At 53.9% G+C, this 26247-nt stretch carries 32 protein-coding genes; 1 reads left to right on the top strand and 31 read right to left on the bottom strand.

The annotated features are described in order from the left end of the window. Positions 1-28 precede the first annotated feature (28 nt). The 12 genes from CKV66_RS00935 to CKV66_RS00880 all read right to left on the bottom strand — a co-directional run bounded on the left by CKV66_RS00935 (position 29) and on the right by CKV66_RS00880 (position 13757). Positions 29-142 (bottom strand): zinc finger domain-containing protein, encoded by a 114-nt coding sequence (locus tag CKV66_RS00935; protein ID WP_085364208.1) that lies wholly within the window; start codon positions 140-142, stop codon positions 29-31. A 156-nt stretch (positions 143-298) separates the two neighbouring features. After that, positions 299-649 carry a hypothetical protein gene (locus CKV66_RS00930; protein WP_085364209.1) on the bottom strand — a complete coding sequence of 117 codons (351 nt, stop codon included), beginning with the start codon at positions 647-649 and terminating at the stop codon, positions 299-301. Continuing rightward, positions 646-1161: a hypothetical protein gene (locus tag CKV66_RS00925; RefSeq protein WP_085364210.1), complete on the bottom strand. Its 516-nt coding sequence runs from the start codon at positions 1159-1161 to the stop codon at positions 646-648. The genes CKV66_RS00930 and CKV66_RS00925 overlap by 4 nt, the downstream gene beginning before the upstream one ends. Positions 1162-1172: 11 nt before the next feature. Continuing rightward, the gene (locus CKV66_RS00920; protein WP_085364211.1) at positions 1173-1376 is read right to left on the bottom strand and encodes a hypothetical protein; all 204 of its coding nucleotides are present in this window, start codon (positions 1374-1376) and stop codon (positions 1173-1175) included. Next, positions 1366-1701 carry a hypothetical protein gene (locus CKV66_RS00915; RefSeq protein WP_085364212.1) on the bottom strand — a complete coding sequence of 112 codons (336 nt, stop codon included), beginning with the start codon at positions 1699-1701 and terminating at the stop codon, positions 1366-1368. Before CKV66_RS00915 ends, CKV66_RS00920 begins: the two co-directional genes overlap by 11 nt. 49 nt (positions 1702-1750) lie before the next feature. Further along, positions 1751-1978, bottom strand: a complete 228-nt coding sequence (locus CKV66_RS00910; protein ID WP_085364213.1) for a hypothetical protein — start codon at positions 1976-1978, stop codon at positions 1751-1753. 13 nt (positions 1979-1991) lie between these two features. After that, positions 1992-3860 (bottom strand): hypothetical protein, encoded by a 1869-nt coding sequence (locus CKV66_RS00905; RefSeq protein WP_231990501.1) that lies wholly within the window; start codon positions 3858-3860, stop codon positions 1992-1994. Positions 3861-3879: 19 nt separating this feature from the next. Next, a complete protein-coding gene (locus CKV66_RS00900) occupies positions 3880-4239 on the bottom strand; it encodes a hypothetical protein (RefSeq protein WP_231990500.1) in 360 nt (119 codons plus the stop codon). A gap of 63 nt (positions 4240-4302) precedes the next feature. Beyond that, positions 4303-5253, bottom strand: a complete 951-nt coding sequence (locus CKV66_RS00895; RefSeq protein ID WP_085364214.1) for a hypothetical protein — start codon at positions 5251-5253, stop codon at positions 4303-4305. Between the two features lie 198 nt (positions 5254-5451). Then, on the bottom strand, positions 5452-8994 hold the full coding sequence (locus tag CKV66_RS00890) for a hypothetical protein (RefSeq protein ID WP_085364215.1): 3543 nt from the start codon (positions 8992-8994) through the stop codon (positions 5452-5454). A 14-nt stretch (positions 8995-9008) separates the two neighbouring features. Beyond that, on the bottom strand, positions 9009-9419 hold the full coding sequence (locus CKV66_RS00885; protein ID WP_085364216.1) for a hypothetical protein: 411 nt from the start codon (positions 9417-9419) through the stop codon (positions 9009-9011). A gap of 96 nt (positions 9420-9515) precedes the next feature. After that, the gene (locus CKV66_RS00880) at positions 9516-13757 is read right to left on the bottom strand and encodes a phage tail tape measure protein (protein WP_085364217.1); all 4242 of its coding nucleotides are present in this window, start codon (positions 13755-13757) and stop codon (positions 9516-9518) included. A gap of 94 nt (positions 13758-13851) precedes the next feature. On the opposite strand from CKV66_RS00880, the gene CKV66_RS00875 reads away from it, so the two are divergent. Further along, entirely contained in the window at positions 13852-14037 is a 186-nt protein-coding gene (locus CKV66_RS00875) for a hypothetical protein (RefSeq protein ID WP_085364218.1), read from the top strand. Between the two features lie 70 nt (positions 14038-14107). On the opposite strand, the gene CKV66_RS00870 is transcribed toward CKV66_RS00875, so the two are convergent. The 19 genes from CKV66_RS00870 to CKV66_RS00780 all read right to left on the bottom strand — a co-directional run bounded on the left by CKV66_RS00870 (position 14108) and on the right by CKV66_RS00780 (position 26114). Further along, positions 14108-14872, bottom strand: a complete 765-nt coding sequence (locus tag CKV66_RS00870; RefSeq protein WP_231990499.1) for a phage tail tube protein — start codon at positions 14870-14872, stop codon at positions 14108-14110. Position 14873: 1 nt separating this feature from the next. Beyond that, a complete protein-coding gene (locus CKV66_RS00865) occupies positions 14874-15353 on the bottom strand; it encodes a phage tail terminator protein (RefSeq protein WP_085364219.1) in 480 nt (159 codons plus the stop codon). A 2-nt stretch (positions 15354-15355) separates the two neighbouring features. Continuing rightward, the gene (locus CKV66_RS00860) at positions 15356-15802 is read right to left on the bottom strand and encodes a phage virion morphogenesis protein (RefSeq protein WP_085364220.1); all 447 of its coding nucleotides are present in this window, start codon (positions 15800-15802) and stop codon (positions 15356-15358) included. Beyond that, positions 15786-16202, bottom strand: coding sequence for a gp436 family protein (locus tag CKV66_RS00855; protein WP_085364221.1), 417 nt, complete (start codon positions 16200-16202; stop codon positions 15786-15788). Before CKV66_RS00855 ends, CKV66_RS00860 begins: the two co-directional genes overlap by 17 nt. A gap of 13 nt (positions 16203-16215) precedes the next feature. Then, entirely contained in the window at positions 16216-17202 is a 987-nt protein-coding gene (locus CKV66_RS00850) for a major capsid protein (protein ID WP_085364222.1), read from the bottom strand. A 67-nt stretch (positions 17203-17269) separates the two neighbouring features. Next, the gene (locus CKV66_RS00845) at positions 17270-17620 is read right to left on the bottom strand and encodes an oxaloacetate decarboxylase alpha chain (protein WP_231990498.1); all 351 of its coding nucleotides are present in this window, start codon (positions 17618-17620) and stop codon (positions 17270-17272) included. Beyond that, a complete protein-coding gene (locus CKV66_RS00840) occupies positions 17613-18569 on the bottom strand; it encodes a hypothetical protein (RefSeq protein WP_085364223.1) in 957 nt (318 codons plus the stop codon). Before CKV66_RS00840 ends, CKV66_RS00845 begins: the two co-directional genes overlap by 8 nt. A gap of 255 nt (positions 18570-18824) precedes the next feature. Next, positions 18825-19142 carry a hypothetical protein gene (locus CKV66_RS00835; protein ID WP_085364224.1) on the bottom strand — a complete coding sequence of 106 codons (318 nt, stop codon included), beginning with the start codon at positions 19140-19142 and terminating at the stop codon, positions 18825-18827. Further along, positions 19139-20488 (bottom strand): phage minor head protein, encoded by a 1350-nt coding sequence (locus CKV66_RS00830; protein ID WP_085364225.1) that lies wholly within the window; start codon positions 20486-20488, stop codon positions 19139-19141. Before CKV66_RS00830 ends, CKV66_RS00835 begins: the two co-directional genes overlap by 4 nt. After that, positions 20488-21912 (bottom strand): phage portal protein family protein, encoded by a 1425-nt coding sequence (locus tag CKV66_RS00825; RefSeq protein WP_085364226.1) that lies wholly within the window; start codon positions 21910-21912, stop codon positions 20488-20490. Before CKV66_RS00825 ends, CKV66_RS00830 begins: the two co-directional genes overlap by 1 nt. 87 nt (positions 21913-21999) lie before the next feature. Next, positions 22000-23628 carry a phage terminase large subunit gene (gene terL / locus CKV66_RS00820; RefSeq protein WP_085364227.1) on the bottom strand — a complete coding sequence of 543 codons (1629 nt, stop codon included), beginning with the start codon at positions 23626-23628 and terminating at the stop codon, positions 22000-22002. Between the two features lie 12 nt (positions 23629-23640). Further along, positions 23641-23892 (bottom strand): hypothetical protein, encoded by a 252-nt coding sequence (locus CKV66_RS00815; protein ID WP_085364228.1) that lies wholly within the window; start codon positions 23890-23892, stop codon positions 23641-23643. Between the two features lie 11 nt (positions 23893-23903). Then, entirely contained in the window at positions 23904-24407 is a 504-nt protein-coding gene (locus CKV66_RS00810; protein WP_085364229.1) for a DUF1804 family protein, read from the bottom strand. A gap of 1 nt (position 24408) precedes the next feature. Then, positions 24409-24627, bottom strand: coding sequence for a hypothetical protein (locus CKV66_RS00805; RefSeq protein WP_085364230.1), 219 nt, complete (start codon positions 24625-24627; stop codon positions 24409-24411). After that, positions 24624-24884, bottom strand: a complete 261-nt coding sequence (locus CKV66_RS00800) for a hypothetical protein (RefSeq protein ID WP_085364263.1) — start codon at positions 24882-24884, stop codon at positions 24624-24626. The genes CKV66_RS00805 and CKV66_RS00800 overlap by 4 nt, the downstream gene beginning before the upstream one ends. Before the next feature lie 5 nt (positions 24885-24889). Beyond that, complete coding sequence (locus tag CKV66_RS12325; RefSeq protein WP_085364231.1) at positions 24890-25237, bottom strand: hypothetical protein; 348 nt, start codon at positions 25235-25237, stop codon at positions 24890-24892. Next, on the bottom strand, positions 25234-25461 hold the full coding sequence (locus tag CKV66_RS00790) for a hypothetical protein (protein ID WP_085364264.1): 228 nt from the start codon (positions 25459-25461) through the stop codon (positions 25234-25236). Before CKV66_RS00790 ends, CKV66_RS12325 begins: the two co-directional genes overlap by 4 nt. 19 nt (positions 25462-25480) lie before the next feature. Then, positions 25481-25900 (bottom strand): hypothetical protein, encoded by a 420-nt coding sequence (locus tag CKV66_RS00785; protein WP_085364232.1) that lies wholly within the window; start codon positions 25898-25900, stop codon positions 25481-25483. Further along, positions 25881-26114 carry a hypothetical protein gene (locus CKV66_RS00780; RefSeq protein WP_085364233.1) on the bottom strand — a complete coding sequence of 78 codons (234 nt, stop codon included), beginning with the start codon at positions 26112-26114 and terminating at the stop codon, positions 25881-25883. The genes CKV66_RS00785 and CKV66_RS00780 overlap by 20 nt, the downstream gene beginning before the upstream one ends. Positions 26115-26247 lie beyond the last annotated feature (133 nt).

Raw genomic sequence — 26247 nt, 5'->3', positions numbered from 1 at the left:
ATGGCGCTCAAGGCACTCTGTTAACCAATTAATTGAAAGTATTGATTGTTTTACAGCGGTTACACTTAATTTGCACGCTGCCGCTGCCTTTGGCCAACAGCTTTAAACAGCGGGCGCAGCGTAATTCGCGATAATTAACCATGTCGCATTCACTCCGTTTAAGGTACAATCCCCGCCGCCTAGCTAGGCAAGGCGGCCCTAGAAGTCAATGCAGGCCATATCTGCTTGGCTGGCGGGTAAGTGTTCCCGCACCTACCCGTCGCCGCCCCTCATTAAAATCTCTAAATTGCAATCCTCCTTATTTCACATATGCCCTAAACCACACACCTCGAAGGTCGGGCGCATAGTTAGTGGCAACGTCAAAACCTGTTTCCGTTACGTTTTGGATATAGTGAACCCTTGCAGCAGCAGACACAATATCAAGCGTTATTTGTACACACGGCCGCTCTTTAAATGCCCTTGGCCAAGGGCAAGTAACAAACCGAGAATTAGCCAAAGGCTTGCCGCCGTTAAATTGCTCCAATTGCTGACGGGTGTAATACCCTTCCTGAAATTCTTGGTAAGGCGGCACAGCACTGTTTTGTTTCAATTTCTCGAACTCATCGGCGATGCGGTCGCACAAGCGCTCTATTTGTTGCTTAAGTGTCATTGCAGTGCCTGCTCAAAACGGGCGACAAAATCGGTATCGGTATCGCCTAAATTCAAAGTGGCTTCTACGGCGGCCTTCTGATCGGGCGACAACACTTGAGATTCGTCGATACGCAAGCGCTTACCGATTTGTTCGGCCATTGCCGCCGCTCCGCTTTTATCTTCTTTAATATAGTTTCCTACCTCTTTCAGGGTATCGTAGGCTTCTTCTGCACCGTCTAAGATTTCGGTTTTAACTTCCTGTTTTACATCATTTTTAGCGGCATCAATCAGCTGTTGCGTTTTTTGACTGGAGTAAACGGTAGATTCGGATGCAGGCGCATTGTCGTTAATGGCCGCATTACCGCCCGATGCAGCGTTATCCATACGGGTTTTAAGCTCGTTGACCGCACCTACCAAGCTGTCTTTATGCTCGGTCTGCAATGCCGATTTATGGCCGATGTCGCCCTTAATACCCTTAAGCACCTCGCCGACTTTATCGATGAATTGATTAATACGTTCACTTAATTTCATATTTTTATCACTTATGACATGGCTAAAATCAGGCGGGCAACAAAATCGGGAGCCTCTTCTTCAGACGGCCTGAAACTTTGTAGCCACGCGGTAAAGTCATCAAAGGTTTTGCCTTGGTTTTCGGGCTGGGCGAGCCAAACCTTATATAGGTCGTCGTCAAAACGCCGTTCGGCATGGGCGATGTTGCCGCGGTAAACGCGAAAATTAACCAACATGGCTCGTCCCCTTGATGATTTCGACGGCTATATCCCCGCTCATCTGGACAAGGCCGTCTGAAAGGCGGGTAAAGGCCACATCGGCAATATAAGAACCTTCTCTCAAGCCTGCCGATTGCTCCGCTGTCAAGGCAAGCAGCAGGCGGTTTTGCTCGGGAAACACATCCACGGCAAAGGCTGCTGCCGCGTCATTGCCGAATTTCGGGCGGATGCGGGCAAGGGTATTCACGCCGTAAAGGGCGGAAATGCCGTAGTCGTCCAAAATATCGAACAGCAGCGTGATTTCCACAGTTTCGCCGCGCTTGAATGTTAAAGGCTTGTTCATGGTGCAAGTTTACGTTTTCAGACGGCCTTATCAGGGTATAGGCCGTTCACTACACGGGGATATCGGTAATTTGCAAATCGGGAGCCTGCCCGATAATCTTATTGGTACGCTTGTCGTAAAACACGCTTTGTCCGTTCGCAGCCTGACCACTCAAAACGATGTTGCCGCCACCGTGTGCGCGGGCGGCAAAGCTGCCGCCGCCCAAATCCCCCGTGATTTTGGCAATGCCGCGCTGCTCACGGTTAAAAATGGCATTAAATTGCGCAAAAAGGTTCATTTTTAAAATCGCCTCAATTATCCAAATAGCGGTTGATAACCACCGTTTGCAGTACGCGCGGTGCTTCATTTTCAATGTCGACGGCCAGCGTTACGCCTGTTACCACGCCTTGCCACGCTCCCGCAGGCTCCTGTATCTGCCAAATCTGCCCTAATTGCGCCAACGGCAAGGCATATTTGTCGGATACGGGCAGGGTAACGGTTTCGCTTTTGTGCGTGCCGGTATCGCTCAATGCCGCCACACCTGCGGCCTGAAGCACAGGCATATCGGTATAAAGCGGCCCCGTAACGGCAGCGGCTCGCGGCTCGCGGTTGCCCGCCTTGCGGTAAACGTCCGCCCCTTTGCCCTTGGCATGGTCGGCATACACAAATACACCACCCGCCAGCGGTTTAACGCTGCGGCTGCCGCTGATACTCAAAATAACGGACGCAGGAACGGAAACATCGGGCGACGCGGCAGATACTTCCCACGCGGGCTTTTTCCAGCGGGTCTTGACGTTGATTTCGGCATTTCCGGGGTGGCTCTCGACAAATGCCCCTGCCGCCTGCGCCAATTCCTGCAAAACCGCCATCGGCGTTTTATCGGTTGATGCGTAGATGCCGGCAGGAATCAGCCAATCGGCCGCCCGCCAGTCGGTTAATCTGATACCCGTGTTTTTCAACTGGGTATCGGCAATTTGGCGCGCATAAATAGGCGCATCAAACACACCGCCTGCCTGCACGGCGTAGCTCTCGCCCAAACGGGCGGTAACGCTGCGGCCTGATACCGTGTAGCTTTTTTGCCCGAACGCACGGTTGTCTCGGTATTCCTCGGCCAATATGACAAAAAGCCCGCCATTGATATTAATAGTGATCACGGCTTCGCGGCCTTTTGCCCGACCATCCATACCCAGCCGGGCAAAATCATCGGGTGGTACAGTTACCGTACCCTGCCAGCAATAACCGCCCATATCGGCGGTAAACGATGCCGATAACAGCGTGAGCGGGGTATCGTCAAACGATGCGGATACGGTATTGACTATCATATAAGCCTTTAATACGGGGGTTTTAAGTTCTTGGTGGCAGGTAAACGGTATCGGAATACTGCCGGAGCTATGCCCGATAACGCGGCGGCGGAAACGCAGCGGCATCTTATCGGGCGGCGGGCGCAAGCCGCATACATAAGTATTGTCGGGCGGTTGCGGCGGCATAGGCTCGGCGGGTATTTCGTACCACTCGCACGGCACGGGCAAGGCGGGCAGGCTTGCCGATTTGCGGCAGGCTGCCGTTGGCGTGCGGGCGGAAACGTAAGCATCCAATGCAAACACCTTGCTTTCAGACGGCCTAAACTCATGCAGCCCGCATTTACGCAATGCTGCTGCCACGCCTGACGGTTGACGGCCACACCTTGCCAAAGACGCCCCGCCCGACATATTTGCGCGGGTTTCGCGCCTCAAATCCGCCATACCGCTGATATTGGCTGCGGCTTCGCCAGCATACAGCACGGCGGGGGTATATACGCTTTTTTGCTTGCGTTTCAGGGCTGCCATACCCTGCACGGCAGCCTGCATACAGGTGGCCACACCCACCGCATCCACATATACACCGGCATAATCCAACGCAACGGGCAGGCCGTCTGAAAAACCGCCTTGCAGGGCAGCGCGCATAGCAACGGGCGGCAGCACAAAGCCGAACGATGCCGACACCATCGGCCGCACAGGGTCGCGCCACGGGTTATAACCGTAGTCATGATCTTTATCAGGGGCAACCGATCCGACGTCTTGCACGTCGCCCAACCGCCGTTTGAGCGGCAAAGGCAAAGCCGCAACGTTACGGTCGGCAGCAATCGGCAAACCGAACGACAACGGCAAAGCATCGGGGGAAGTGGCGCGGGTATCGCTCATGGTGTGTTATTCAGACGGCCTAGCCGCTTTCGGGCACGGCGGGGCGCACAAAATCATAGGCAACCGGCTCGTATTGTCTTTTATGGTCAAGGGCCAATACCAAATAGTCGCGGTCGGGGTTAATGCGGTCGAGCAGATAAGTGCCGTCGGGGCGGCTCCATGCCCCGCGCACCAATTTAAACGTTCCGCGCTCAAACAAGAGAATGCGCCGTTCGGCAGGCTGGCCCCCCACGGTCAAAATACCGTCGCCGCGCCCGGCAATGAAACCGCCGCCGTGAGTGCGGCCGTAGTGATTTCCCGCTCGGGATTTGACCGCACCGAACAAAGGCTGCGGATGACGGGGACGGCGACAAATGCCGACACGGCTCTTAACCGCCATTCGTAAAGGCTTCTCATGGCGAGGCCGCTTGAAAATAGCTATACGGGACTTAAACAGCATGGTTTAAATTTCCCATGCGGTGCAGTTAAGCAGGAAGCAATCTTTACCGACAGTATTATCGTTGGTGTTGAATTTAAGGAATCGGTCTCCGCTCTGATCGATATTGTTAAAAAATTGAAAATCATCTAAATCTTCCAATTTTTCTCTAATTGCCATAACTCCGCCGAGAAGCCCACGTAAGTGGTATGTATATAGATTAGAGCCATATCTTGACTCCAACATGAAAATTTCAAAAGCCGAAAAACCCTGCGATACAAAATCAGGATATTCTGCCCCCCTATGTGCCTGTGCAACCGAAGCAAAAGCACCGTAAACATTGTGATTCATCTTATCCGAAGAAGCCGCAAAAGCAAATTTGGTTTTGCTAATAGAATAACTGAAAGAACTGGCCATTATGTCGCTTCCGACGCCATAATGATTGGAGTCAATATATTTATTGACTGATAATTCGTGGCCGCTTTTGCATAAGATACAATTACGAGTATCATCAGGCGCAATACTGCAGAAATCGCCAAAATAAATCATTTGAGAACATCTATTGGGATTATAAAGGGCAGACCGTACTAACAAGCAAAAACCGCGTTCGTGTCCTACCAACACCCAAGGAGCATTTTCTGAACTGTTACTCAACAATTGAACAAGCCCTTCGCCGAACTGATTTTCTCCGGTGTTTTTTGCCGACATCTCATGATAGCCCGTTACCACCGCCGCACGTTCGTATTGGTTGTCGATGGAAATCCAGCACTTGCTGGCTTTATTGTGTTTGCTTCGGAAGGCAATATAGGTGCTGTCTTCATAGGCCGATTCCCATCCCAACGCCTGCTTATCCCCATAGCCCGTTACCAAACAGGCTTTCAGAATGGTTTTCAGGCTGCCCGCGGATGCGGTAAGCTGCGGCGCGCCCTCATCGGTCGATTGGAATAAAGTAACCGGAACACGTTCGGTTTTAAACATGGTTTAACCTGCCTTTTAAAATCGGTTTTAGATGCCCGATTTTCCCGCGCGCGCAATAGATCGGATTGACAACCTGTTTCACTTACAGCAAAGGCCGTCTGAAATTTTCAGACGGCCTTATTCGGAAAGCCCCCGGCCTTGTTAATCCGCCACGGGCGACGGCAAAGTAGGGGGAGTTGTTACAGCGTATTATATACCTTACTCATCGATAACGGTATTACCGCGCAGGCAGGCGGAAAAGCCGTCGCGCTCGGTCTGCTTAACCGTGGTCGGCTGTACCGCACGGAGAATCCAAACGGGTGTCGGCGTACCGTAGGTATTAAAGCGCACACAGTTGCCACTCGCCCAACCACCACCGAATGCCAAGCGATTGAGCGTGAAATAAGGCTTGCCCGTGGCGGGATTGAGCGGGGCCAAATCGCCCAAAGTGTCGCCCTTGGCAATCAAGCCCAGCCGCTCGCCGTACAGCTCGTATTGGGTGTCGCTGGTAAAGCGCAGCAGCCAACGCTCGGTAATCGCGCCGTTGCTGGTGAGCTTAATCGGGTAGTTTTTGACATCCAACCGCGACAAAACGGGATTGCCGCGGATTTCGTCTCCCCAAACGTTATCCCAAGTCTGCTGTGAAAACGGCTCGGTCGCCCTTACCAGCAAATCACCGCCGATTAAGGCGCTGGATACATAGGTCGATTCTTTCGGGTAATCGCGCCCTACGGGAAACTGCAATTTCAGACGGCCTGAAATATCCACACCCATCACGCGGTTTTCTTCTTCCCACGCCTGTACCGCTGTGAGCGGGTAGGTGTAGTCCGACAAATCCAACGGCTCGGCAAACGTTATCGTGCCGGCAGCCAAATCATAGCTGTATTTATCGGCCAACACATGCTTGCCTTTGGCATCAACCAAGCAAATGCGGTCGCTGTTTTGACGGTCAAGCTGCACGGTCTGATTACCCGTAAACGTGCTGCCCAAATCCTGTTTGATGCGGTTGCCGATCACAATCATATCGCCTTTGCGGTACACCGGCACGCGGCCGTCAGACGGTAGACGCACGGAATCGATACCGATAACGCTGGAATCGAGCGGAATATTGTCTTGGGTTACACAGTTGAAGCGCAGGGTGTCTGCATAAAACAATGCCCCGCCTTCGATGCTGAAAAAGCCCGTTTCGTAGTGGATTTTGCCTTTAAGCTCGCCGTCAATTTCGCCCAAAGCATTTGACCGCCCCGTCAATGTCCGCACTTGGCCGTCTGCGCCTGTTTCCGTGGCATACACGGTAAAGCTTTCGGGCTTGACCGGAGCAGCGGGAGTTCGCCCGACAAAATTGCCGATTTTGGTAGCGGGCGCAACCACGATGCCCGCCGTGATTTTGACGTCAACCAAATTAAGCGACGTATCCGACATCACAATGCGGCCGGTTTCCGTATTTAAACTGCCTATTACCTTGCCGGTGCCGGTTTGTACGTCCCAATCCTTATAAAGCTGGCCGCCGCGCTCGATGATGCGGATACCGCCCGCACTAAACGCCCAAGTATCCGGCAAAGCGTGGCTGCCCGCATAAGCCCCGCGCAACACGTTAAACGTCATGGCCGCGTTGGTTGCGGTTTTTTCTGCCGCGCGGGCGGTTTCAGACGGCCTCACAGTGGTTTGGGCATGGATAAAATGCACGGTAAAGCTATCAAGTTCGTACTCTTTGCCCTCGATATTGATGGTTTTGGCACCTGCGCCGATTTCCGCCAAAGCATCTTGATAGCCGTATGCCGTGATTTGAAGAGCCGATGCGGGCAACACAATCGCGCCGGACGCATAATCGATACTCCCGCCTTTCAGGGTTTGGCCGTTCAGCGTCAGCCCGCCGCCGCCGTTGTCGCCGATGCTGGCGGCAAAAGTATCAATACCCACCTTATAATCTTTGGTCTCGACATCGTAACGCCCGAAGAGGCCGCCCATGCCGACCTTAAAGCGGGTACGCTTCACGCCAGTGGCTTCGATTTTGAGTTTAACGTCCATTTTGAGCGAGCCGGGCACGGCTTTTCCCGCGTTAAAGCGCAAGGTGCCGGACTGATTAATGCTTGCCGATTTGCTCACTTCCGGCTCGGTGTATTCTTGCCACCTTATCTGCACCGTAGATGCGCCAATCGCCGACGATACCCGCAATTCACCGCGCTTATATAATACGTCGCCTTGGGCATCGCCCGTAAGCTTGCCGCTGCCGTTGTCGCCGGCGGTTTTGTCTGCGCCGTCGTTCCACGATAATTGCAGAGTTCCGGGCTTCACGTCGGCGCCCACGTCATACACGGCAACCGCCGCAACGGTTTCGGCCACCGAATCCGTACCCGCCTTATCGGCATTAAAGGTGCGGTAATCGGCAGTAGGCGACCATGCAAACACGATATTGCTGCCCACATCGGGCAAGGCGGGCAGCGACACCACCACCGAGCCGCTCGGCTCTACCGTACCGCAGGGGTTGTTTTCGGCATCCAGCAAGATGCCGTTTCCCATGTCGCGCAGGGTGTACCACACCCCCAAGCTCATAAACGATATAGTCAGGCTGCCGCGCAGCGGCGCAGGCTGCAAAAGCGGTGCCCATTGCGTGCCGTGGTTGGTATCTTTTACCTCGATATAAGTCGAGTGGCGGGCGGCTCTTTGCTGCGCGCCCGGAACCGCAGAGATGCTCACGCCGAAGGCGGCAGGAAAATCGGCAATCAGGCCGCGGTTGTAGTCGATATTGACGATATTGCCGCCTTTTTTCAGACGGCCTTGTGCATCGTCTTGCCAGCCCTGTATCTTAACCGTACCCGGTATCACGGGCTGTTCCAGCCAAATATTGCCCGATACCGACCCGTCAGAACGAAACATTACGCGCTCGGTGCCGGCAGGCACCCACGCCTCCGAAGATACGGTATATTGGTCAACATAAGGCGTTTCCACCGTGGATGTAGGCACCAGCTTTTCATAAATGCTGTCCACCCTCAGTTCCAGCGCGCCTTTATTTAGTGCTTCGGCCAACGGGCGCACGCCGTAGTAAGTAGCCGAATCTGCCACCTGCGTTTCCAAAATGGCCGTGCCGTTGCCCGCGTAGCCTTCCACAGGGTAGGCGGTGCCGGCATAGTCATCTGACAATGGATTGTAAATCTCCATTTTCAGCACGCGCCGCTGGATTTCTTTCACACCGCCGCCCGGCAGCGGGATTTCAAACGTGCGCACTTCGTGCTCCAAATCGGCGATACGGAAATACTGATAGCGGATGATGTTTTTATTGCCCGATGTTTCGCGCATTTCCAAGCAGTAACGCTCGCCCACTTTCGGCAGCGGAGCTTCTTCGCGCTGATAAGCCTGAATCATGCGGATACCGGCCATGTGTCGGCCAAGCAGGGTCATGCGGCTTTCCACGGTGGGTACGCTGTATGCTTCGATGCGCGGCATGATTTCGGCGCGGCTTTCGCCGTAGTTGCGGGCTTTAAACGCCAAAAACGACACATTATCTGCCTGCGGCGGCTCGGAAATGATAAAGTGCGCCCCGTAAAGCGGCTCTGCATCTGCCCGCAATACGCCCGGATACAGCAGGCGCGCGTCAAAACTGCCCATCGTTCGGTCAACATCGGATACGGGCGGAAAAATCTCGTTATCCTCGCCCGTTAACGGCGTTCCGACCATCAATCCGCCGCCGTCGGGCGTGTCGGTCAAGCGTTGGCTGGGGTAAATCTGCAAATCCTGCTGGGTTAATCGCGTGGTTTTTGTCATGTTTTAAAACCTGTTTAAATCGTCATTAACAATATAGCGGCGGTGTATTTGTCGCCGTCTGTTTCGGGCGTAGCATATCGCACCGGCTCAATACGATTCATCGCGGCATCATGTAATCTAAATGCCACGTCGAAGGTGCGCCCGTCGTAATGGGTCAGCTCCATTTCCAGCGCGGGCGTATCGCTCCACTCTCTCAAGGTGTGCAGATCGCCGCGCTTGAGCCACGCCCAATCGCCGCCCAACGTAATCGGCCTGCCGTTGAGCTTAATGCCCTGTTGTATCACCAAGCCGCCCGACAGGGTACGCTGCGGTGCGGCCTGCGCCACTTTCGACCACTCAAATTCGTCGAGCCAGCGCATATCCTGCGGCAGCCGGACAATCGCGCCGGTATCTTTGCGTTTTAATCGCCAATAATCGTTCGACATTTTATAAACTCCTCCAAGAGATGATAAAAAAAGCCCCGCACGGGGCGGGGGATAAGGGCTTCACTTGGTCGGGTTGCGTGGATTTTTTCAGACGGCCTAACTCATACGCCGGAGTTCGGCTTGAAGTTGAACTAACAATTCCTGCCCGGCTTTTTCAACGACTTTGGCATCCCGGGCATTTAGGGCTGATTCAAGCTGTTTAATCACACCACTTGCAGCATCACCAAGCCCGTCAAGTTTGAGATTATCCAAATCTCCGAGATTCAAGCGGCTGCCGCCATCCTTGTTAATTGCCGCCGCTTCGCGCTGCCTTTGCTCTTCCTCGGCCTTTTCCCGCTGCCGCTGCTCTTTTTGACGGGCGTATAGGGTTTCCTGCGCCTGCAACGCCCGCGCCCATTCACCCGCCACATCGCCTTGCCCGTTTTTGGCCGCTGCCTGCTGCTTGGCTCTCAATTCCGCCAACTTGCGTTGCTGCTGCAAGGCATAGCCTGCCTCTTCATCGCCGTTGATGGCTGCCAATTCCGCTTCAATCGACAAGCGTGCGTCCGTAGCCTCGTCTTTAAGCTGCACCAGCTTTTGCCGTGCCGCTTCAATGGAATTTTGCAGGTTGGCAAGGCTGGTTTTATCCAGCTTGCCGGCAGCAGCGCCCGCCGCGGTGGTCGCACGGATAAGATGGCCCATGTTAACCGTGCCGTCTGAAATAGCGGCGTTTAATTCTTCCTGCGCGCGGTTCGCATCTTTTATGCTGTTTAAAAACTGGTCGGCATAAGCGCGCCAGCCTTTGCGTAAAAAGTGCGTTCCTTGTTCGGTTAGGCCGTGTAGCAGATTGTTATAGCGCACAAACTCTTCGCGCGTGAGTTTGACCACACCGTAGGTGCTGCTGATACCTTGATGCAGGGCGTTGACTTTTCGGGTTGCCGATTCAGATGCGCCGGCTACTTTCTCCATGCCGTCGGCAAGCTCTTTGCTGGATTGCCCCGCACCTTGCGCCGCCCGTGCATGATTATCGGCAGCCGCGGCCGCTTTGTTATGGGCATTCGCCGCCGTATCGCCCGCCTTGGCCGACTGCGCCTCCAGTTCGGCGGTGCGCTGTTTAACTTGTGCCAACACCTGATCATATTGGGCTGCGGTAATCGCACCCGCCTCAAATGCGGCTTTAGCCTCTGCCGCAACACGGCTCAAATCAGCGGCAGCGGCAGCCGTTTTGATGGATTGAGCCATTGCGTCATAAGCCGTTTTGGCTCCCGCCGCACCTTCTTTGGCCGCATCGTTCAGCCGCTGGATTTGCTCTTTTGTCAGCACCGCCGCATCGCCGCTCTTTTGCAACTGCGCGCGGAACGCATCAAACTCGGCGCGGCTTTGCAGTTTGCCCATCATCTGCTCAAAACCGTTGCGGATTAAACGGGCGTCTTCAATCCCCGCATCTTTAGCCGCCGCCGAAGCCGCCTGCCAATCGGCAAACGCTTCTTTGGCTTTACTGCTGATTCCTGTTGCAGCGGCTTCTGCATCCACGCCGATTTTGGCAAAGGCTTCAGACACTTTAGCGGCAGCATCAGGGGCTTTCTCCCCGATTTTGGCAATCTCTTCGGCAGTCAATCCGGCCTGCTTGCCCACGTCTTCCAAGCGTTTACGCAAGGCTTCCACAGCTTCGGGGCTGTCCATCTTTGACAATGCTGCCTGAAAAATGCGCGCCATCTGCTCGCTGTCATGCCCGAACTGCACCGCCGCTTTGTCGAAAGCCGCCAAACCTTTCGCAGCTTCTTCGCTGATTCCGCTAGACACCTGCTCTGCGGTCAATCCCAAGTCTTTAAGCGCGTTTTTTGCTTCGGCAATCGCGCCGGTGTCAAATTTAAAATCCGCGCCAGCTTTGTTTAACTCGGCGTTTAACTTTTCCATTTCCGCCCGTAAACCATCGGCCTGCGTAGCAAGTTGGGCGTAAATTTCGCCGTTTTCCAAACCTTCCGACTGCAACAGCTTCATGGATGAGGCCACCGCGTCATGTTCGGCTTTTAAACTGCGGTATTGTTGCTGCATGGCCGTGATGCGGGCAGATTCTGCCGCGGCCGCTTTGGCATCGGCTTCCGCCCGCTCTGCCTTAGCTTTGGCAGCTGCCTTCTCTGCTTCGGCCAACTCGCGGGCAGCTTGGGCAGACGTTTTAAAATGCTTGGATACGTCATCAAACGTGCGGTCGGTAAAAATGGCATCCACATAAGCCAAAGCCCGCCCCAGCTCGTCGCCAAACGACCTAACGGCAGCGGAACTTTCATAAGCCCAATCACCGACACTCGTACCCGTGCTTAATGCAATACCTATCCCCGCCGCAGCATGTGCCGCCTGCGCCAGCTTCTCTTTCAATCCTCCCGCCGCATTTTTTAAAATATCAAGATCGCGGGCGGCGGTTTTACCCAATTCGGTATTTAATGCCGCAGCGGCGGCTTTTGCCGCCAACAGTTGCATTGAAAATTTCTTGGTACCAACTTCGGCTTGCAGCATACTTCTAACCGATGTCGCGCCGGTTAAACGGGTAACAGTTTCCAACGCTTGCATACCCACGCGCAAACCTGCATACATAACCCCAAGCTGGGTCAAAACCGGGAACTGCTCCGCCACAGAACCCACCGTGTCAGCCACACGCGCAGCACCCGAAGCAACGGCAGAAATGGCGGGCAACAGAGCCTCGCCAATAGTAGCGGCCGCCGCCTGAAAAGATGCTTTGGCCTGATTCAGACGGCCTTCCGCCGTATCCATTGCCGCCGTAAATTCGTTTTGCATCGCACCTAAAGTTTGCGCCTTGTCGGACACCAAACCCAAAGCTTTTTCGTACTCCCCGAGCGAGCCGACCAACAGCGCGATATCGTCGCTGTATTCCGCGCCAAACAAATCGGAAAGCACTAAGGCGCGGCTCTGCTTGTCGAGCTGTTGCAGTTTACCCAAAAACTCGTTCAGGGCTTTTTGAGGGTTGGCCGCGATATTTGCCGCCATATCATCCGCCGATAAGCCGATTTGGCTTAAGGCCGTCTGAAAATCCTTACCCTGCGATTGAGCCGTCTGCAATTTTTGCAGCAACGCATTGATGGCTGTTGCCGCCACCTCGGGCGGTTTACCCAAAGCAATAAACGCACCGGACAAAGCAGCAGCCTCTTCGGCAGCCAAACCAAACTGCTTGGCCGTACCGCCGATGCGGGTCATGGCGGCAATAATGTCTTTCTCGCGGGCAGCGGTGTTGTTACCCAAAGTGTTGACCGCATCGCCCAGCCGCTCCACTTCTTCAATCGGCAATTGGAATACGTTGGCAATGGTAGCCGCCGCATCGCCCGCCTCTTGAGCGGATATACCGAACGCCACCGACATTTTTGCCGCCATTTCCGTAAACTCGGGCAATCTGTCTAAAGCAATGCCCAACTGGCCGCCCTGTGCGGCAATTTCCGCCAACTGCTCGGGCACGATGCCCAATTCGCCTGCCATGCGTTTGATTTCGCCCGACAATCCCGCTATTTGCTCGGGCGTACCATCTACCACTTTTTTTACGCCCGCCATTGCAGACTCAAACTTGACCGCTTCGCGCCCCACATAAGCCAAGCCGCCCGCCTTGGTAACCACGCCCTGCAACTCGTCTGCGACATCCGCCAACGTCGGGCGCAGGTCGCTCAAGCTGCGTTCGATTTTATATACCTTGTCACGTTGCAGTTCCGCCGCGCGCGCCAGTTCGGCATGGCTCAATGTGCCGCTGTTTTTTAGCGTTTCGTAAGCCTGCTTAGTTTTTTCTATTTCCTGCCGCGCTTTATCGTCCGTATCAAGCCCCAATTGTATGCGGGCATCGGCAATAGCTTTGAGTTCCTGCGCCTCGGCGGCCAGCTTATCCATTTTGACGGCGGCCGCCGATGCTTCCGCTGCCAGCCGCTGTTCGTCGGCAGCAAGGTTTTTAACCGACACGCCCGCCGCAGTCATGGCATTGCGGGAGTCGCGCACTTTTTCGGTAAGCTCGGTTTCTTTTTTTGCGAGCTTTTCCATTTCCGAACGTAGTTTTGCCACCGCCTCTTTTTGTTCGGTGGTTGCCCCGTCTTTCATGCTCTCGTGCAGCCCGTCGAGCAGGGTATCGGCGGCCTTCATGGCGCGGCCTGTTTCTTCAAGCTCTTTTTCCAAAGCCTTGTACTGCTCGATTAATGCCTGCTGTTGCGACGTTCTCGCAAATGTTTCATGCAGTTTCTGCGCTTCTTCAGATAATTTGGCCGTATCCAACCCCGCCGCCTGAATTTCGTCCGCCAGCGTCTTAATCTGTTCCGCGCCGTCCACACCCGCCGTAATACGGATGCCGGCCTGAAGCTCTGCCGATGCCATATTGATAAACCTTTATAATTACGTTATGCTAATCCGTAATTATTGATAAGAGACTGCACCGGACTACCGGACGTCGTTCATTACGGGAGATGTTATGGAATTATTATTGTTGCTGTTGTTTTGCGCGGGGCTACTGACCAATTCAGGCCGATACCGCGTGCCGGCTGCCGCAAAAGGGGATAACCCTACATCTCTACTCGCCAAGCTGCCGTTTTATGTCGCTGCCGTTGTGGTCGGTTTTTTGATTTTCGCCGTTGTAACCGCCCTGTTAAACGCATGACAAAAACACCGCAAAAAAGCACAACAAAAGGCCGTCTGTTTTCAGACGGCCTTTATCATTGACACCCGGCTTAATTGCTGAAGCTGGAGAAATAATAAGTTGATGTTTGACCCTCGGCTAGCACCGCCGTGCCTTTAAAGGCGGCTTCCGCGAAGTCGTCGCCGAACCAGTCGATATCGCCGTCGGCAGCCAACACAGCGTGCGGAATGTGCAATACGCCCGCTTCGCCGGTGATGCGGTTTTTGCCGTCGACCCAAATTTCCAAATCCAAGCGGCTCAATGCGCCTGCACTGATTTTGAAGCCGCCTGCGGCGCGGGTTTTGTAGCTTACTTTGATGTCTTCATCATCGTTCACATTGTCGGCAGACGGGTCAATTTCAATGAAGCCGACATTGGCATTAAATACAACCTTTTCTGCCGCCACGTTTTGGTCGCTTTTGTTCTTAACCTTAATTGTGGACGGGTCGATGTTTTCGTGCGGCAACTTGTAGCCTTGACCTTTTTTGCCGATATGAATCACGGTATCGGTTACGGTCTCGGCGCGGGCGGCAATAACAGCAGCTTCACCCATCAAGGCCATTGCCAAGTTATTTTTATCGAAAGTATCCAGTTTCAAGCCGACTTCGGTCGGTTTTTGGGTTACCAAGCTGTCCAACGCTTGGCCGTAAGTGCCTTTGCGCTTGCTGGTGCGCTCTTTGCTTTCGGTAGATGATGCGGTCGTTAATGACGTGGTATTACCCACATCGTAAATGCCGCCATCGGCGATATTGCGGTTGCGTACTTTTACGTCGCCCTCAAAAATCAGGCCGTGGTCGGCGGTGCGGTTGATAGGCATATCAGTCCTTTCTCAATTCAATGGCTACTGCGGTTTCAAATCGCATGGGGAAAAATGCAAAGCCTTCGTGATAGGCAATCGGCAGGGCGGCGCGGGCGGTAAACGGCTCCAGCGTGAGCTTTTGGCCGTTGTCGCCGCAGGGGTCGAAACCCTGAAATGCCGACTTGATGGCGGTAATGGTTTCGCCCACACCGTCTGCTCCGTATTGCAGGCGGTTGGGGTTGTATTGGCGTTTGGACAAAATGAAGCTGAAGCTCAAACGCTCGCGCAACAAACCTTTGTTTCCGGCTGTCGCATCGGGCGTGAATCCGTCGAACACCACATAAACCGCGCCGTCTTGCGGTTTGATTTTTCGGTCGGACGTTACCGCCTCTAAATCCGCAGCCTCTAAAACATCGCTCACGCCCGGCACTTGCCTCATACGCTCCAAGATGGACGGGTAGCAGGCGAGCATGTTTTGATACATCGGCAGTTTTGCCATAACTACTTGCTCCAAATGGTTTGCAGCCACTCACCCAACGATTCGCGGATGTCGCTGCGGTCTTGCTCGCTCAATCCGAAGATGGGGCGAGCGGGCATTTTAGCGGTTCCGGTTTGCAGATAAGCGGCATATACCCGGTCGGTGCCGACTTCGGCCATACTTTCGGTGGCGTGGCTGGTGATGCTCCTCAACAAGTCGCCGCGGTCAACCAAAATCGAGCCGCGCGCTTTGCCGTTTTTGCCGGTTTTGGCATACAGCGTCCACAGCGACAAATCCGCCCACTTGCTGCCGTCGGGTGCGGTTTTGGTTTCAAAACGCTTGCGGGTGCTGTTTTCCAGCAGCGCAGCCACGGCATTCAAGGGCTGTTTTAAATCTCCGTTTAAACGGATATACAGCGTATTTAAATGCGCTTGCAGCTCGGGTAAATTGGTATCAACGGTTAATTTCATGCCATTGCTCCACCTTATTCGGTATCACAGCATACAGGCCGTCTGAAGCCTTGCCCGCAGGCTGGCTTGCATCCAAACCCAGCAGGCGAGGCTCTTTAACCAATGCCTTCAGCCAATCAACAGCCGCCTTATAGCGTTTTTCAACGATTTCAATATCGCCGTCTTCATGCAGGTAGTAGCGGGCGATGTCGCACACCTTCAAAACCAACACGCGGGGCACTTCGCCTTCAAAGCTTTTATAACCGGCGGCGGCCAGATAACTGCCCACCTCGGCTTCGGCGTCTGCGATTGCCCGATCCAATACTTCGACGTTTACGGTCTTGCCGTATTCATGGTCGGTAAGTGCGGCAATCTCCCTTTCGGAAAACCGCAAAATCATATCTTCACGGGTAATCAGCATTTCAGACGGCCTTTTAAACGGAAAGCGTTACCAGCAGCTCGGGGCGCAAGGCAATCGGCAGCGGGTTGGACTGCATGTGCAGGCTCCAGCCTTTGTCGTGGTCGAGTTTCTCGCGGCTGGCGTAATACGGCAATGCACGGGTGTTAACGGTTGCATTCATATCGGCTGGCGCAAATGCCTCGGTGTACAGCTTGCGGCCTACCGGCAGCAAAATTGCTTGGTCGGCGGCGATTTTTGCACCTTTTTCGCCGAAGTTGCCGGTGTACTGGATAAACTTTATGCCGTTGTGTTCAAACTCAATCGGGTTGGCCGACCCCTCGCGGTAGGCTGCACCGTCGCGGTAGCGTTCGTACAGCGGCTTGATTTTGTCGTGGTATTTCAGCGCGGTTAGAAAGTCCAAGCCGCACAAAGCCACCCAGCCCGTTACCATCGCACCGTTTTGTTTGGCGCGCAGGCCGGCAATGGTTTTATCCATTAACTGGCCCACTTCGGTGGTTTTGGTATCGAGTTTCCAGTCGATGGTTTCGCGGGTCAGCTCGAACTCCTTATACAGGTCGTATAGCATGGTGCCGTCGGCATCTAAAATCTTGCCCTGCAACGCACCCAGCATCAGATGCTCACGGGTGTATTCGAGGTTGAGCTTGCCATCGGCGAGCTTGTCGCTTACCACGTTTTCCACGGTTTCCGCCTTGTCGCTGCCGAATGCGCGCAGATTCTGTACATCATCCGCGCGGACTACGTCGTCTTCGGGAAGATGTGGAATTCTGAATGTTTTAATCGCGCGGCCTTTAGGGGGCACGGCTTGACCGGACTCGCCGCGCTCTTTGCTTTGCACCAAATTCAGACGGCCTTCCTGATATTCCACGTTTACATAAGTGGTAGTCAGGTACTGCGGCTCGAAAATACCCAAGTCGCGGATTTGCGTGGGCGTGGCCGGTACTTTGTTGATGGCGGTGGTCAAAGCCTTAACGCCGAACTTGCTTTCGCTGGATAAAGGCATAGAATTTCCTTTTTTTTTAAAGTAAACACAGGGGCAGGCCGTCTGAAACGGCCTGTACCGTTTGGGTTTAAGCGGCGGGCGCACCCTGATAGACGATGCCGTAGGGGTCGCCGTCTTTTTTCAGGCCGTCGAGATTGCCGCCCGTCGATGCCGCCGCATTAACTGCCGTAGCAGCCACCAGCGACAAATCGATAATGCAGTTGTGCGGCTGCACCAGCACCTTGCCGTCCTGCTCGTCGGTCAACGCCAACAGCTTTTTACCGGTACGCAGCGGATAATCGACAAAGGTGCCGATTTTAGTGCCTTTGGAAGCGGTTACCGCCTCGCGGGTAAGCGGCGTAGCCTCCCATTTCAAAAAGTCACCGGTTACATGACCCAAGGTTTCATTACCTGTGCTTTTCATCTTGGCTTCAGACATACGCACCTCCGTTCAAAGAACTTTTACCCGTCGCCACCGACAGCTTCACGCCGCCTGCCGGTTCGTCCGGATTACCGGGTTGTGTATCAGCCAGCAACGCCTCCGGCACCTGCGGCTTACCCGCACCCGACAAGGCCGCTTCGGCGGGCTTCAGGTCGGTGATCACGGCCTCGGCATCTTTCAAATCGGCGGAAAGCAGCAGCTTGTAGGTCGATTCGCCCACGCCGCTAAACTTACCGTCCGCTCCGGCTTTAAAACCGGCTGCCGACAACTTGGCATCAATCTGCGCTTTATGCGCGGAGAGTTTCAAATCGGCGTTTTCTTGCTCCAGCTTCGCTTTATCTGCTTTCAGCTGGTCCAATTCCGCCTTCTCTTCAGGTGTCATGCTTAAATGCTCCTGTTGTTGATAATCAAATGCCCGCGGCTTGCCGTCGTCCGACAAAGCCACGGCGTGAGTATTGCCGTCAACGCCCACAGCGGTAAACGACACTTCGCGGATAGTGCAATCACGCATAATCAGCATAGGGCCTTGAACTTCATACCCGTTAACGCTGGTTTTCGCGCCCGCGCTCAATTCTTCAACACGCGCCGACTGTACATAAACCGACATCTCCCACGGAAAACCTTGGTCGGACTCTTCCGCCACGGCTCGCCCGTGCTCGTTGTTCAGTAAAGTGCCTTCGGCATACAGGCCGTCCGAAGTAACCGACAACTTACCCACGCCCGCGCGCTTACTGCCCGCGTGGTCGATGAGAAAGGCGGTTTTATCTTTGAGCTTGATGCCGTCGAAGTCGATAACCGTTTGCCACGTACCTAAGCCGAACGGGCGGCCGCTGTTGGCAATGCCGGAAAACTTGCGCGGCTCTTCGCCCGATACGGCGGCAACGGCCACCGCGTCGGCGGAAGAAAGGCGCAGGTTTAAGGTTTGGGGTGTGGATTTGGTAGTCATGCCGCCATTGTGCAGACAGGCGGATAAAAATCAGATTGGCAGCGTTTCATTACAGCTTTCTGCCGACAGTTTTGAAAACGGCGGAATAGCCCGCGCATGAATGATTGATAAAGTGATTAAACCCCCGATTAGAATCGCGCAGGATTGATTTTTACGACACGCCTAATGGGTAGGTATAGGATAATAAAAAAACCGCGCTTAAAACGCGGATTTTTAGAATAGCACAAACGCGCCACAGGGCGCGCTTGTTTATAATTAATCGTAGCGTGATTCCAACGCTTTTTTTAATGCAGATTTAAATGGCTTGAGTACGGTCTCAGCATCACACGCCTGCATTACCAAATTGAATACCGGCAGCCAGTATCGCTCGGGGATATGGCGCAGGCTTAAATCTTCCACCAACCACAATCCCTCAAACTCTTCCGCACAGCCCGGCGCGGCAGCTTCCATGCGCGGCAACATGTAGTCATACAGCACGCAGGCAGCTTCGCGACCCAAATAAACCTCGGCGAATTGCTCGCCCTCGGGCTTTTCAGGGTGGTAGCTTATGCTCAAGCTATCGGCCAAACTCATTTCTTATCCCCAAATATCAAAGTGATTTGATTACGTTGTTCTTCGGGCAATGATACCACATAAGCAATTACCTTAGCTCTATTCAGTGCATTCAGAAGGCGCAAATCAAGCGGCACAATATCTGCTTTTTTCAGATGCTTTTGGATATTGCTTTGGGTTTTCAGCCACGCCGCCTCGTCGTGCGCAAAGAAACGGTTAAACCGCTCCAGCTTGTATTCGTTGTCCGCATCGGCGGTAAACATGAAATCCAACGTCGGCCACGTTTCGCGCGCGCTGTCTGTTGCAACGAGAAAATCAGGCGGGTTGGCATTATCCAAATCGTAGCGCTCCAGTTTCACACCGTATGCTTGTTGCCACAACGCAGCCGCCTCTGCTTCGTGAAGGGTGTGTTTTTTTTGCGCCTTATCTTCCAGTAGGCGGGCAACTTCGGACTTGTCGGCCTTTAATCCCGCAAAGCTGGTAATGCCCACACCGACAGGCCGCAGCTTGGCATCAAGGTACGCCTCGCGCTCTGCAATCATTTTATTAAGTGCATCTTGCCCGTGCCGTTTGCCGAAAAGCTGTTGCAGTGCACCCACGCGGTCGCCGTGGTTATGGGCAAAGCTGGGCGTAATGTCGGCGGGAATGCGTACCGTTTGACCGGTGCGCGGATTGGTAAATTCGATGGTTTCGATATTCGGGCTGTCTTCCAAGCGGCCTTGCTTATGCGCTTCTTTTTGGGCATCGGTAAAGCCGTCGGGGTCTTTGGCAATATCTTCGCCACGTTCGCGCAGGGCTTGCGTTTTGGTGAGCTGGCGCACGCCACACAGACAGCCGTAGCCGTTAGGCGGAAATATCGTATTCCACAGCTCGTGTTCAACGGGAAGAATCAAATTGTAATAGGTCTTATGTGCGTCGCGTTTGTGCGTGGCCGCGCTGGGAATGTATTTCAGATACGGCAGGGCGGCCTTGCGGTTTTGTACCCGCGCCCATTGACCGGCTGCATAGCTGGTTTGCAGGTTGGTGTGAAAAATAGTGCGCAGGCGGCGGGTGCTGCCAAGCTGTACCACTTTCGGCACACCGTCCACGGGGTCAAGCATGACCGATTCTCCCCACCAGCCCCGCGCCATTAAATACGGTTTTAACCGCTTTTTAAAATCGGCAAATGTAGTGCCGTTTTGCATGGCATCGGTTAAGGCCGTCTGAACGTCGGCCAGCATATCCTTATCCATCATCTTGGCAACGGTAAAGGCGACGGCATGCTCATACAGCCACACATCGTAATGGCTGAATCCGGGTAGCAGCTTCTTACTTTTTAAAAATCCCAAGGCGGCGCGGTCAATCAGGCTGTTGAATCTCAACTCCATTATTTACCGTCCTCAAGGCCGTCTGAAAATCCGCGTACGGATTCGCCTACCAGCTTGTCGATAATCGCCATATCGCCCTCGCTTAAATCCATCTTGCTCAAGGCCGCCTCAAAATCGGCATAGCTCTCCGATGCCTGTAATGCGCTTAAAACCGCCTGCATTTTCGGCTGCATCAAGGCTTGGTCGACTTTCAAAAGCGGCGGCTCGCCGCCATTCAGGCCGTCTGAAAGTTTAACGGCAAGGGCTGCCTTTCCTGCCTGCGGTTGCTGCTCAACCATTTCAAAGTGTTCTTTTTCATACCCTAAAACCTGTGTGAAATAGTCTTCGGTAAAACGCACCATGCCCGAATCAGCATAAATTTTGTCGCGCTCCGCTCGCGCCTTATCGATTTTGGCCTCTTCGATAAATTCGAACCACAAGCCGCCTTTTTGCTTGATTTCCACTCCCCAAACGGCATTAACCGCCACCATCGCATCAACAGCGTGCTGTACGGCCAACGACAGCAGGCTCAAATAGGCTTCGATGCGGTCTTGGCGGGTGTTCTCTTCGGTTTCTTGCGCCGCGCGGCTGCCGTTGGTCATGTCCGATATTTTTACGCGGCCTAGCAAGGCCTTTTGAATGCGCGCGTTTGCCATGCGCTCCAGTTTTTCAAAGCCCTCACCATTAGCCGAATTGGTCAGCATCTCTACACTGTCTTCGGGATCAACGGTAATCGCCCCACCTGAAACAAACGAAAACAGCTTGCCGATAAAGCCTTGGGCATCGCCCGAAACCTTACCCACCATATAGGGTTGGGCATAACGCTTGATAAATTGGTGTGCATAAAGAAAACCGTTTTTACGCACCGACACAGCTGGGAAAAGACGGGCTACGGCCATTTCTCCGGCGGGGTTTTTCGCCGTAGCACGGTTGACCAGCAGCAGATTAAGCACCTGTGTATCCAGCACTTCTTCCCCGTTATTACCTTGATATATCAATACGCCGCCACGCTTGGGCTTGTAGCGGTCTAACTCGTCGCGACGGTCGGCAATGTAGTCGAGCACAATCAGGCCGTCTTCTTCTCGGCGGTAGATATAGCGGCCTACCGCATAACCATTCATACGGGCAGTCAATACCAGCTCCACAAAGGCTGATAGGTTTTTACGCACCACCCGATAGATGCGGTCGAGTTGGGCATCGTCGGTGCCGTCGCCATACAGCCGCCAGCCGCTCGCCATCATGGCCGTGCGCAAATCCTCTTTACAACTCTCGACCTCATCATCCGAGTTGACTGCGGCGAAAACCTGTTCGCGGCTCAACCCCAAGCGGTCTAACAGCTCGTCCGAGCTTTCTGCGTTGCTCATAAAACCATCAAGGGCGTAAGCTGTGTCTGCAACCAGCGCATCAATGTGTTTTTTAGTTTTGCCTTTGGTCAATCCAAACATGTTTAAACACCTGTTTAAATGTGTAGGCCGCCTGAAACCTTATCCACGGCATTGCCCGACTAGAGTTTGATTCAGACGGCCTTTAAATTAAAAGAACGTAGGCTCGGGAATATGCACCGGCACGGCCTTATCCGCCTTGTTGCCACTCACGGCCAACATCCACAGCATGTGCAGGGCATCGGGGCCGTCGTCATGGTTGGCGTGGGGGAAGTGGCGCAACTGCTCGATAAGTTCGCGCTGTTCCTGCCTAAATTTGATTAGGCCGTTGGCAATGTGCGGTTGCAGGCTCTCAATGCGCAACAGCTTGTCACTAGCCGGCTTAATGCCGCGGGCAGGCACGGGACAGCCGGCGCGGGCGGAACGCTTAACCAGCTCATCCTTAAAGAACTCCTGAAACTGCACCGATTCCACCGCCCACACTTGGCAGTTGTGCTTTTTTTGCAGCTCAATGGTTTCTTCGATAATCAAATCCGGCACGCGCCGTCTGATTTTGGCGACTTCCACAAACAGAATACCCGTACTCTTTTGATACCCGCCCACCAAAATCGCGGATGGGTCGCGGCTCTTGCCGCTTTTGCCCAAAGACGGGTCAACCGCGCCGTACATCACCACATCGGGCGGCAGGGTGTTGAAATAGATATCGCCGTCCATATAGTCGGCAAAGGGTGAATCTTCACCGCTGGCGGGGTCGTTCTGATACTCACAGGCGAACGAGTGCGAGCCGATTTTGGCGCGCTTCTTCATCAATTCGAGAATGCCGCGCGCCGCCCAAGATGTTTGTGCGCCTGCCAACATTTCCTCTTCGTGTTCGCGGTAGTAGGCCATCGCAGCCGCTTCGCCGTAATTGCGCCAAATGGTTTCCCATTCTTCCCATAAGTCCATTCTGTCCGGCCAGCGTTTTACCGCCCTGAATATGCGGCCGTTCCAGAATTTGTTTTTAAGGGTGCGGGAAAGTACGCTGTCGTAGTGCAGGATAGTGCCGATATAAATAATGTCGTACTTCTTACCCACGCCACCCAAGGGTTCTATGGTCTTCTCTATCCACGATTGCAGCTTATTGCGCTGGTCTGGATTCTGCACCTGTTCGTCATTTTCGATGTCGTCCAAAATGCACAGGTCGGGGCGGTTCGGACCGTGGCGCATACCGCGCAGCTTTTTACCGCTACCCGCGACCTGAACCTTAACGCTGTTGGCCGTCACAATCGTTCCGGCTTGCCACACGCGCCCGGCTCCCACAGCTTCGGGGAAGTCGGCGGCAATGCGCAGGTTAAATTCCAACTCCGCTTTGATGGTTTCGAGCATCGGGTACGCTTGGTCTATGCTGTCCATCACGATTACGGCATAGTGCGTTTGCCCGGTTACGATGCGCCAAAGCGTATAAAGTTGGGTAACCAACGTCGATTTAGCCTCGCCGCGCGGAGCGGCAATCGCCTCTGATCGGCTTTCCTTGTCCGCCGCCACTTTCGGCAGCAGCTCAAACAGATATTCGTGCAGCTCTGATTTACTGCCGCTGCTGATATAGTGCGGGAAGTAGTTGTTTACAAAGTATTCGTAACCTGAAACGGGGTCGAGCACCGCTTGGCGTCGGCGCAGAATATCGGCTGGCTTGGTTGAAAATCCCTCAACTTCCGCCTCTATCAGGCTGCGCAACTGGCCGGCATATTCCGCCAGCTCGCGCATAAATTCTTTACTTTTTAACGGGGACTTTAAACGCATTTTTCAGACGGCCTATTTATAATGATGAACCACAGGCTTTTTCAGCGGCTCAGGACAAACTTTGAAACAAAACGGCAGCGGCCAGCCCGTTTTCATTTCGTGCATGGCGCTCATGGCAAAGAAAAATTGGTCGGCCAGCCAAAACAGCCATTCCAATTTATAGCGGGGCGCAACGGCGGGGGCTTCGCTAGGGTCTTGCCAGTTTGCAATCCAAATCGGGCAAAACAGATACCAACCTTTATGCGTATATTCGACTTTTGTCATTTTAGACGGCCTCACTTGCTGAAGCGCCGCTGCAATTCAGGCGCAAACATTTCAATCAATTCGATAAAATCCATCGCCACCGCAGGGCGGGTTTCGCGGATAAAGTCGCCAAAACCTTTAATGGTTTCCATTGCCACGGCCAGCTCGCTGATTTCCGGCAACATTTTGCGGTTGGCCGCTACGGTTTTGGTGTAGCTGTCGCTTAAGCGGGTAAGCACATCTACTTTTTCCAACGGGTCGAGCGCATCCCATTTATCCGCATCCTCCATTGCTTCTTGGTAGCGAACCAAGAAACTCGCCATGATGGCGCGGTTGACATCTTCCATTTTGCCGCCCGCCATAATGTAGGCGGTTTTGAGCTTATCCCAATCTTCGCCGGCCGCCTTATCGCGGGCTTTCCATTGGCGTGCAGTTGCCAACGGTACGCCGGCTTCTTGCGCAGCTTCGGGCAAGCTTTTCTGCTCAACCGTGTACAGGCGTCGCACTTCGGCGCGTGTCTCCTGCGGGTGCGCCATATCAGCCTCCGGCCATGCGGCGGATTAGCTCAACGCCAACAGATACAATGGTTGCCGTCGCCGCGCCGGACGCGCCGCCCACCACCGCAGCCGTGCGTTTGGTGTCTTTATGGATTTTCTCCAGCTCTTCGCTAATGGCTTCCTGCTGTTTCGCGGTTTTGTCGATTTTTTCTTCAATGCGGGCGAGTGCCGCTAAAATCGGGTCTTTGTTTTCCATCATGTTGATTTATCCGCCTTTCTTTCGGCGAGTTTGTCTAATTTGTCTTCGATACGGTTTAGCTGGCGGTTAATAGTGTCGCGGTCGGCACGGGCTTCTGCCTTGGTGGAGTAATCCAACTTCACGTCGTGCAGCTCTCGGCGTAAATCCGCTCGGTCTTTTTCTGCTTCTTTCAGACGGCCTGAAATACCGTTAATCCAAAACCAGCCCGCGGCGGTGGCCAAGCCCCACAAGGTTTTAAAGCCAAATTCAAAATCAATCGGCGTCATGGCAGCTCCTTAAAAACCAAGCGGCAGCCGTATCCGCTGCGGCGGCAGAAAACATCCAATACCGGCGTACAATCCGCCACTGAAAAACCCACTTCAAACTGTGCTTCCAAGGCTTGCTTTACCGCCTGATACTGGTTTTTAAAATCCACAATGCCACGCTCAACGTTGAAGGTAACGCCGAAATCCTTATCCATTTGCACGGTGTAATCCCAACTGGTCGCATCCAGCTTGCGCGATACCTGCTCAATAAACGGCTGCTGTTCGCGGGCTTTGGCCAAGCCCATTTCGATGCCGGCGTGTTTTACCGCCAACACGCGGCTGACCAATTCCTGATAAGTCGTCATTTATCGGTCTCCGAACTTTTAAGCGTTTCTTTCAAGTTCGAACTATTAACTTTAAGTTGATAGTTGCCGCGCACCCATTCGCGCCAGCCCGCATTCTGAATTTCCAGCTCTGCCGTGTACGCGCCAAATTCGGCGGCGTGTTCCAGTAAAGCCCGCACCGAGCCGTTTTCAGGCGGTGCCGGGCGCACCGGCGGAACCATCAATACCGCGGGAGGCTCCGGCATCACCGGCACTTCCACCGTCTTAATCGTCGTAACCGAGGGCGTGCCGGTATTGGCGCAGGCCGTTATCACCAAGGCCGTCAATACAAACGGCATCTTGTTTATCTTGAGCAATGGCATTTTCTATTCCCTGTTTGTTCTTAATTTTTCGGCGTTCTACGTCAGCTTTCATGTTAAGTGCATTCTGCTCGACCTCGCCTTTGATACGGTTCACTTCGGCATCCAACTGGCGGATTTCCTCCATCTTCTCAGCATAAGCCTTGGCGGCGGCGGCTTTTTCTTCGGCGGCATCCAACTTCATTTGGTCGATAACCGTTTGCTGCTCGGCATGTGCCGCTTTGAAGCCGCTGTGATAAGCAACGCCTACCAACACCGCCAACACCACCACAAAAATAATTTCAGGCAGCCATTTCAGCAGCCATTTAATGACTTTCGCTTGCATTTTCCGCCTCCACTTCCTGCCGTTTAACCGACACCATCGCGCGGGCGACTGCATAGCCGCCCACAATGCCCAAGTACACCGCCCAAATCTCCGGCGACGGGTCGGGCAACCCCACAAATTTATATGTACCCGCCGCACAGGCTACGTTTGCCCACAGCTTGCTGTGGGATACCTTGCCCGTAGCAGGGTTTTTCAAAATATCCAACAGGGCCATCATTTCGCCTTTCTGCGGTTTCTCATCTTGCGTGCCGTGCGTTTGTTTGCCGATACGCCCGATTTGCCGTAACGGATACTCGGGTGCTGTCGGCACAAGCGCACAGGTGGCGGCGCAACAATTGGGACGGCAG

The organism is Neisseria zoodegmatis (genome assembly GCF_900187305.1).
Lineage (GTDB): Bacteria > Pseudomonadota > Gammaproteobacteria > Burkholderiales > Neisseriaceae > Neisseria > Neisseria zoodegmatis.
Note: the sequence above shows the minus strand (reverse complement) of the source record. Positions and strands in the feature narration are given on the sequence as shown.